The 7,701-nt window shown below is 34.1% G+C and carries 3 protein-coding genes, 1 tRNA gene and 2 rRNA genes; all 6 read right to left on the minus strand.

The features are described 5' to 3' along the window. Positions 1-195: 195 nt before the first annotated feature. Positions 196-1,074: a hypothetical protein gene (locus tag N2692_02975; protein ID MCX8016232.1), complete on the minus strand. Its 879-nt coding sequence runs from the start codon at positions 1,072-1,074 to the stop codon at positions 196-198. 2 nt (positions 1,075-1,076) lie between these two features. Next, entirely contained in the window at positions 1,077-3,563 is a 2,487-nt protein-coding gene (gene leuS / locus N2692_02980; GenBank protein ID MCX8016233.1) for a leucine--tRNA ligase, read from the minus strand. A 66-nt stretch (positions 3,564-3,629) separates the two neighbouring features. After that, positions 3,630-3,745: ribosomal RNA gene (gene rrf / locus N2692_02985) — 5S ribosomal RNA — on the minus strand. 124 nt (positions 3,746-3,869) lie between these two features. Beyond that, positions 3,870-6,892 (minus strand): 23S ribosomal RNA (locus tag N2692_02990). Positions 6,893-7,171: 279 nt separating this feature from the next. Continuing rightward, positions 7,172-7,245: transfer RNA gene (locus tag N2692_02995), tRNA-Val, on the minus strand. A gap of 64 nt (positions 7,246-7,309) precedes the next feature. After that, positions 7,310-7,525: a hypothetical protein gene (locus N2692_03000; GenBank protein ID MCX8016234.1), complete on the minus strand. Its 216-nt coding sequence runs from the start codon at positions 7,523-7,525 to the stop codon at positions 7,310-7,312. Positions 7,526-7,701 lie beyond the last annotated feature (176 nt).

Raw genomic sequence — 7,701 nt, forward strand, 5'->3', positions numbered from 1 at the left:
GAAAAAGATATTATTTTAGAATGCAATGGTAAAAAAATAAATCAAAATTATACTATTTTAAATATTTTAGAAGAAAAAAACATTGGAGATAAAATTAATTTTCTTATATGGAGATCTGGCAAATTTTTAAATTTTACCCTAATTCTTGATGAAAGAAAATAAATTAATATCAATAAATTAATTTTATAAAATTATTTAATAAATATATTCATCTACAATAAGTCCTTTATTATCATAAAGTAAAACCCTATCATGTAAATCATCTAATATTTCTTTATTCATAAAAATAATCCATTCTTTAGTATAAAAATCAAATTTATTTTTATTTTTATCAAAACAACCTTGATAATTTATATTTTTTAAATAATTTAAACAAGCTGGATCATTATCTATAATCCTAAATTGATTTGGCACCTCGCAAGTTTTTAAGCCTAAAATAAAATCTTGGCATAAACCACTCAAATGTGCAATTTCCCTTTTTTCAATTTTAGGGCAATTTTTTGGCAAATTAGGAATAAACTTATAAAATTCATTTAAATAACCACTACACTTATTTAATTCAAAATTAACTCCAATCGGACTATGAGTAGAATAAATTTTAACTTTATAATTATTTTCTAAAACAATACTGGATTCTTTAAAAACTTTTGAAAAATCTAAATTTTTTAAACCAAAAGTTATAATAAAATTTGATTTATTAGAAAATAAAGACCAGCCGCTAATATTAATTTTTTGTTGATTTTGTAGACCTCTAACAGATAAAATAATTTCTTCATATTTTTGACCTTGATTACCATAGATTTTAATATCTTCTATAAATACTTTTCCAGCATAAGGTGAAACTTCACTTTCATTAAAATTGTTTAAATGAGAATTATTATTAAAACGAATACGTCCTAAATAAGTACTAGTATTATTTCTATTGCCATAAAAAGACATATAATTATAAGTAGAAGTTGGAAAAATATACTTTAAAAAATTAAAATTTTTTAATTGCAAATTTTTAAATAAACCAATACTAAACAAAAAAGCTATTATAATAATTATTAAAACAAATGTTAAAACGTATTTCATTTTTAAATTAAAATATTAATAACCTTATTTGGAATATAAATAACCTTTTTTATCTTTTGATTATTAATTAACTTATTTAATTTTTCATTTTGTATTATAATTTGCAAAATTTCTTTTTGATTCATATCTTTATCAATTTCTAATATAGTTTTAAATTTTCCATTAATTTGAATAATTAAATTAACTTTTTGAGTTAATAATATCTTTTCATCAAATTTAGGCCATTCTTCAAAATCAATATAAGATTTATTTCCTAAATCACACCACAATTCTTGACAAATATGCGGAACAAAAGGATACATAATTTTTAAAACATTTTCTAAATCATTTTGACTAATAAATTCATTTTCTAAATTATTTAAAAGAATCATAAAAGAAGAAACGCAAGTATTAAAATTTAAAGCTTGAATATCAATAGTAACCTTCTTAATGGTTTGATGAATAAATTGTAAGGCTTTAAAAGAAGTTTTAATATTGTGTTTTTTTATTTCTAAAATATTTTTTTGAGACCAATTCCAAAAACGATTTAAAAATCTATGGACGCCCAAAACTCCTTCTGTAGACCATGGTGCAGCATCTTCAAATGGGCCCATAAACATTTCATACATTCGAAAAGTATCTGCTCCAAATTTTTGAATAATTTCATCAGGATTTACAACGTTGCCTCTACTTTTTGACATTTTTTGACCATCAGCGCCCAAAATTAATCCTTGATGTCTTATTTTCAAAAAAGGCTCCTGAAAATCAATATATCCTAAATCATATAAAAATTTAGTGATAAATCTTGAATATAATAAATGTAAAACAGTATGTTCGGCTCCAATTATATATAAATCAACCGGCAACCAAAATTTAGCTTTAGATTTATTAAAAATTTCTTTTTGATTATGAGGATCAACATAGCGCAAATAATACCAAGAAGAATCTACAAAAGTATCTAATGTTTCAACTTCACGTAAAGCATCTTTCCCACAAACTGGACATTTAACTTTTATAAATTCATCAGATGAAGCAAGTGGTGGTTTGCCTTGTGGGCGATAATCTTTCAAATCTGGAAGTTTAACTGGCAAATCTTTTTCAGGAACTGAATGAATTAAATAATTAATATTATTAAATTTTGTCCAATCAATACCATATTTTAATTTTTTAATTTCTTTTTTATTTTTTAATTCAAAGCAATGTTTACAATAAATAATTGGGATTGGAACACCCCAATATCTCTGGCGAGAAACAGACCAATCTCTTAATTTATATTGCCAGGTTTTTTTACCTTTAAATTTTTTAATAATTTTTTTTCGAGCCTCAACAGAATTTAAATTATTAAATTCAGCTGAATTAATTAATAACCCATCATGAATATAAGCTTTTTTATTAATATTCCAATCGCCATTAAATGGTTTAATTACTTGAATAATTTTTAATTTATATTTTTTAGCAAATTCCCAATCACGTTCATCATGAGCTGGTACGCCCATTATCGCTCCAGTCCCATAATCCATTAAAATATAATCAGCAATAAAAATTGGAATTTTTTGATTTGTGGCAGGATTAATTGCAAAAACACCTTTTAATCTAACTCCTGTTTTTTGACCAGCTCCTTCTTGACGCATTAAAGCAGTCTTATGTCTTGTTTGCTCAATATAATTTAAAACTTCTTTTTTATTAGAAATAAAATTAATTAATTTTTGAATTTGGTAATGTTCAGGAGCTAAAACCAAAAAAGTTGCTCCAAATAAAGTATCTGCTCTTGTTGTAAAAACTTTAATTGAATCTTTAATTTTGTCTATTTTAAATTCTAAAATTGCTCCTTCTGATCTACCAATCCAATCAAGTTGTCTCTTCTTAGTCCCTTCGGGCCAATCAACATTTTTTAAATCATTAATTAATCTTGAAGCATAATTAGTTATTTTTAAAAACCATTGCTCCATTTTTCTTTGTTCAATTTTAGAATTACATCTTTCACAATGACCACCAATAACTTGCTCATTAGCTAAAACAGTTTTACAACTTGAACACCAATTAACATCAGCTTCTTTCCTATAAGCTAAACCATTTTTATAAAGTTGAATAAAAAGCCATTGAGTCCATTTATAATATTGAGGATCAGAAGTATTAATTTCTCTAGACCAATCATAAGAAAAACCAAAACTTTGAATTTGTCTTTTAAAATTAGCTATATTAGATAATGCAACTTCTTTAGGAGATTTTCCAACTTTAATAGCATAATTTTCAGTTGGCAAACCAAAAGCATCCCAGCCCATTGTATATAAAACCTCGTAACCATTCATTCTATGAAAATGAGCTAAAATATCTTCAGCTGTATAACCCTTTGGATGTCCAGTATGCAAACCCTGAGCAGATGGGTAAGGAAATGTCTCTAGTTGATAATATTTTGGTTTTGAAGAAAAATCTTTAGATTGAAAAACTTTATTTTTTAACCATTGATTTTGCCATTTTTTCTCAATTTTTAAAAAATCATATTTTTTCATATAGATAAATTATATTTTAAAATCTAATAATTTCAAATACTTCTAAAAATAAAAACCGCATTAATTTCCTGGCGAATCCTACTTTCCCAGCCGACGAATCGGCTAGTATCATCAGAGTTTAGCGCTTTCACTTCCGTGTTCGGAATGGGAACGGGTGGATCACGCTAAACTTAATCACCAGGAAATTAATGCGGTTTTTAAACTTTTAAATAACAAGTATTAGGATGGTTGGGCGGGTTATTAGTACTCCTCGGCTAGCTTATATAACTCTCCTTTGAAATCTTAAACCCAACCGAAGTTGGAATTTAAAATTTACAAATTTGAAATTATATAAGCAAACACCTTACGGTGCTTACACCTAGAGCCTATCCTCTGCTATAAAAACAGAGCTCCTTGCGGAGACGTGGTAATCTACCACGAAACCCATGATACCTTATCTTGGGGTAGGCTTCGCGCTTAGATGCTTTCAGCGCTTATCCCGTCCGTACATAGCTACCCGGCAGTTCAGCTGGTGCCAAAGCCGGTAGACCAGAGGTACGTTCAGCCCGGTCCTCTCGTACTAGGGCCAACTCCCCTCAAGTATCTTGCGCCTGCAGCAGATAGAGACCAACCTGTCTCACGACGGTCTGAACCCAGCTCACGTACCCTTTTAATTGGCGAACAGCCAAACGCTTGGGAGCTTCTCCACCCCCGCGCTAGGGTGAGCCGACATCGAGGTGCCGAGCGAGGCCGTCGATGTGAACTCTTGGGCCTCACCAGCCTGTTATCCCCGGAGTAGCTTTTATCCGGTGTCTCCGGCCTTTCTATAAAGAGCCGTCGGGTCACTAAGTTCTGCTTTCGCACCTGCGCGACTTGTCGGTCTTGCAGTCAAGCCGGCTTTTGCCTTTGCACGTCCAGTCCGGTTTCCATCCGGACTAAGCCGACCTTAATAAACTCCTCCGTTACCTTTTAGGAGGACAACGCCCCATTGAAACTGCCTACCAAGCGCTGTCTTTTATAAGCTTCCGCAATGCGGTTCTTATAAAGTTAGTTTTTAAAATTTTGAAGATGGGTGTTTCATTGTCGGGTCTGCCCTGACCGGAATCAGAGCTTCATCCCCTCCCCACTACGCTACGCATCAAAATCCTAAAAACAACACCAGGCTGCAGTAAAGCTTCCGGGGTCTTTTCGTCCCGCTGCAGGTATCCCGCGTCTTCACGGGAATCGCATTTTCACCGAGCTCGCCGCCGAGACAGTTCTCCAGTCGTTACGCCTTTCGTGCGCTCCGGAACTTACCCGGAAAGGAATTGCGCTACCTTAGAACCGTTATAGTTACGGCTGACATTGACGAGGGCTTAGTCCACTCAGCCAATACTTTACAAAAAGCAAAGTATTGACCGGCAGATTTAACCTTCTCGCATCGGTCAGGCGTCACCCCCTATACATCCTCTTACGAGTTAGCAGGGAGCTGTGTTTTTGGTAAACAGTCGCCAGAGAGACTTTCGCTGCGTCCTTGATTGCTCAAGGAAGGGCATATCCCGAAGTTACGCCCAGCTTTTTTGCCGAGTTCCTTAGCGGCGAATCACTCGTTCCCTTTGGGCTTCTCGCCCTATCCACCTGTGTCGGTTTCCGGTACGGATCCGTTATATTTAACCTTAGAAGTTTTTCTTGGAAGCGTGCTCAATTAACTTGATATGATAAAAATCATATCTCGTTGCTTGTCTTGAATTTGCAATTTAATGCAAAGATGCGGATTTGCCTACATCTTATTCTTAACAAGCAAACACCAAACCAATAAGGTGCTTAATCTACTACGCTTCGTCACTCCATCGAAATATAACGGAGGGCTGGAATATTAACCAGCTGTCCATCGCTTTCGGCTTTCGCCATCAGCTTAGGGCCGCCTAACCCGTCCCTGATTGCCAGCGGGACGGAAACCTTGGATTTTCAGGGTCCTAATTTCTCATTAGGATAGTGGTTACTCATGCCAACATTCTCTCTTCTAAACGCTCCACCTGCCCTCACGGGTCAAGCTTCACAGCATTTAGAATGCTCTCCTACCTTCATTTATTTTTCATAAGAAAAATAAATGAATCACATCTTCGGTATTACGCTTAGCCCCGGTACATTTTCGGCGCCACAATTCTTAAATAGTGAGTTGTTACACACTCTTTAAAGGATGGCTACCTCTAAGCCAACCTCCTATCTGTCTATGAATTATGACTACCTTTTACACTTAGCGTAAATTTAGGGACCTTAGATGGTGATCTGGGCTGTTCCCCTTTTGAGCATGGAGCTTAGCCCCCACGCTCTGACTATCAGCGCATATTTTTCGCCATTCGGAGTTTGACTCATGAGCCGAGCTTGCGCCCTTTACTCATAAACCAGTAGCTCTACCTGCGAAAAATTTTTCGCTGACGCTAGCCCTAAAGCTATTTCGGAGAGAACCAGCTATTACCGAATTCGATTAGCTTTTCACTCCTTACCTCAGCTCATCCGAAGGTTTTGAACAACCAACCGGTTCGGGCCTCCCCCCACATTTCTGCGAGGTTCACCCTGGCCAAGGTAAGCTCATCCGGCTTCGGGTCTATTGTCCGCTGCTTAATCGCCCTATTAAGACTCGCTTTCGCTACGCCTCCTCCTGATTTGATCAGGATTAGACTTGCAACGAACAATAACTCGTTGGCTCATTCTTCAATAGGCACACCGTCATCCCATTAAAGAGACTCCGGTTCCTTGTAAGCATATGGTTTCAGGTTCTATTTCATCGGCCTCACCGGCCTGCTTTTCACCTTTCCCTCACGGTACTAGTTCACTATCGATCATTGGAAGTATTTAGCCTTGGGAGAATAGTGCTCCCAACTTCGCTCAAGGCGTTCCGACCTTAAGCTACTTAAGAAAAGAAACTAGAAAGATCATTTGTTTTCGTCTACGGGGCTATCACCCTCTATGGCTTTATTTTCCAAAAATATTCGACTAACAAATGATTTTGTAACTTTCCCACTCTAAATCTTTTGCAAAAAAAATCTTGCAAAAAATTTAGAAGCGTTTCTTTCTTGTAACCCCCTATCCTATAAAGGACAAGGTTTAGGCTATTTCCCTTTTCGCTCGCCGCTACTTGGGGAATCACTATTGTTTTCTTTTCCTCCAGGTACTGAGATGTTTCACTTCCCTGGGTACGCCTTCCGATTACTCGGAATATCTTGAGTTTATCAAGATGGGTTACCCCATTCGGAAATCCCCGGATCATAGGTTGCTACGCACCTCCCCGAGGCGTATCGCCGCTACGCCGCGTCCTTCATCGCCTTCCAATGTCGAGGCATCCACCATACGCTCTTAGAAACCAACCATCCTAATACTTGTCATCTAAAAAATTACAAACTATGCGAGACGTAAATAGTTTGTAAAATATTAATTTGTCAACCACCAAAATCCACTCTATCATCTCAAACAAAATCAGCCGCTTACTGCGGCTGACATTTTTAAAATGTATTAAAAAAAATTAACGCCAGCCGCTTTTTCTTAACAGATTTACTAAAGTTACCATCGTGCTTTATATTATATTTCGTTTTATAAAAAAGTCAAGAATAAAATTTATATTTAAAAATTAAGTTTTAAAAAAATATTTGTGCGCACGCCCCGACTCGAACGGGGGACCTTCCGCATGTCAAGCGGACGCTCTAACCAGCTGAGCTACGCGCGCTTACTTTATTTAAAAATTCAAAAACTAAAATTATTATATAAAATAAAAATCTTAAATGTCAAAATTATTGAATTAATTTTCTTTTCTGCAAAATTAAAATTGCTTGCTGAATATTAAAATTTGTATTTTTTTCAGACAAATTAGGAATAGTTAAAGCTTTATCAAAATTTTTACTCAAAATATTTATTGTTTTTATTAATAAAAAAATAATTAAAGCAATTAATATTAAAGCTATTAAAAACAAAAATATTTCGTAATGTTTTTTAAATAAATTATTCATATTTATATTTAATTTCTAAAAATCTCTAAAAAAAACTTTACCAATTGCTGAAAATTGATAATTACCACCTCCAACATCTAAAATATTAAAATTATCTATAGTTAAAATAAATTTTGGAGATATTGCTTCTATATTGTACAAAAATTTCTCTATATTAGGAAGAGCACCATTAATAT

The sequence above is a fragment of the Patescibacteria group bacterium genome (assembly GCA_026415775.1).
Taxonomy (GTDB): domain Bacteria; phylum Patescibacteriota; class Minisyncoccia; order UBA6257; family JAAZHW01; genus SKW32.